The sequence below is a fragment of the Citrobacter sp. 50677481 genome, from assembly GCF_001463265.1.
GTDB classification, from domain to species: Bacteria; Pseudomonadota; Gammaproteobacteria; order Enterobacterales; family Enterobacteriaceae; genus Citrobacter_A; species Citrobacter_A sedlakii.
The window spans coordinates 1-1,316 of sequence record NZ_LNHZ01000029.1 but is presented as its reverse complement, the minus strand read 5'-3'; the positions used below and the strand labels follow the sequence as shown (position 1 = coordinate 1,316).

At 48.3% G+C, this 1,316-nt stretch carries 3 protein-coding genes; 2 read left to right on the top strand and 1 reads right to left on the bottom strand.

The features are described 5' to 3' along the window. The coding region (locus tag APU02_RS26890; protein WP_060569807.1) for a hypothetical protein at positions 1 to 374 on the top strand (374 nt) is incomplete at its 5' end. Position 375: 1 nt separating this feature from the next. Continuing rightward, positions 376 to 807 (top strand): tail fiber assembly protein, encoded by a 432-nt coding sequence (locus tag APU02_RS08490; protein ID WP_060569806.1) that lies wholly within the window; start codon positions 376 to 378, stop codon positions 805 to 807. Here APU02_RS08490 and APU02_RS08485 read toward each other — a convergent pair. Then, positions 779 to 1,222 carry a tail fiber assembly protein gene (locus APU02_RS08485; RefSeq protein WP_060569808.1) on the bottom strand — a complete coding sequence of 148 codons (444 nt, stop codon included), beginning with the start codon at positions 1,220 to 1,222 and terminating at the stop codon, positions 779 to 781. The two genes, APU02_RS08490 and APU02_RS08485, sit on opposite strands and share 29 nt — an antisense overlap. Positions 1,223 to 1,316 lie beyond the last annotated feature (94 nt).

Here is a 1,316-nt window from a genome sequence, read left to right as displayed (position 1 = left end):
TTCAATTAGGAGAAACGGCAAAACGAGATGTCGGAACCGGTGCAAATCAGATCCCGGATATGAACAGTTTTCGGTCCGGTCCTGGCTGGTTCGAACTGCCGTCTGGACACATCATTCAATACGGGAGTGTTGGGGTCGGAAACCCAAACGCGCAGGCATTTACGAATACCGCTAATTTCAATATTCCTTTTACCACTGATGTTTACGGGGTAATAGCAATTGCCCAGACGACAGCTTCTGCTATTGGACTGAATGTGATTTATACAACCACCAACAAGACGCTGACGGCCTTTACTGTCCGTGGCGATATCAACGAAAACGGAAGCCTCATCACTCAGAACCAGTCATTCTTTTATATAGCGTTGGGAAAATAACATGAACACATATATTTACAGCGCCTCCACGAATATGTTTTATCCACTGAAATTGAAAAGCAATTATATATCTGCTGGAACGTGGCCCGGCGACGCAGTTGATATTGAGGACGATGTGGTATCGGTTTTCAACGGAACACCACCGGAAGGAAAAATGAGGGTAGCTGGCGAAGATGGACTGCCAGCCTGGGCTGACATTCCACCGCCGACACATGAAGAACTGATTGCTGCTGCTGAACAGGTACGCCAGCAATTACTGGCTCATGCAGATGCCACCATGCTCGACTGGCGTACAGAATTAATGTTGGGTGAACTCAGCGACGCCAACAGAGCGAGGTTGTCAGCGTGGCTGGCCTATAAAAACGACGTGAAAGCGGCCGATGTGACAACCGACCCTGAGCATGTCAATTGGCCTGTCCCCCCGGAGGCGTAGGCCAGTTAATATCTGGTGCACTGGAGGTATCGACGGCTTCCAGTGCATCCAGATAATCCAGCCAAAGATTGTACTGCACCAGTTCGTCACCTTTCAGCCGACCAATCGCTGCCTTACCGGGCCATTGTTTACTATTCATATAAGCATTTGCCTGGTCGATTCTGCTCTGCTTTTCAACGTCGGCGGCTACCACTAATTCGTCCTGAGTTGGTGGTGGTATGTCCCCCCAGGCGGGAAGGCCATCATCACCCGCGATGCGTACTTTCCCTTGTAACGTTCTGTCTTCAATAAACTCCAGGTAAGCGTCATATGTTACGTCGACAACATCAGCAAGTTTCCACCCTGCTTCTTCATATTTCTCTACGTCATTTTTTGCGAAAAAACTGTTATTTAAAGCGCTATATACCATTTCCATATCAGAACCCCACCGCAAGATAAAAAACAGATTCACCAGCATCCTGGGATGCTGTCCCTGGAACGCCAGACCATGCCGTATTTATAAAAGCAAA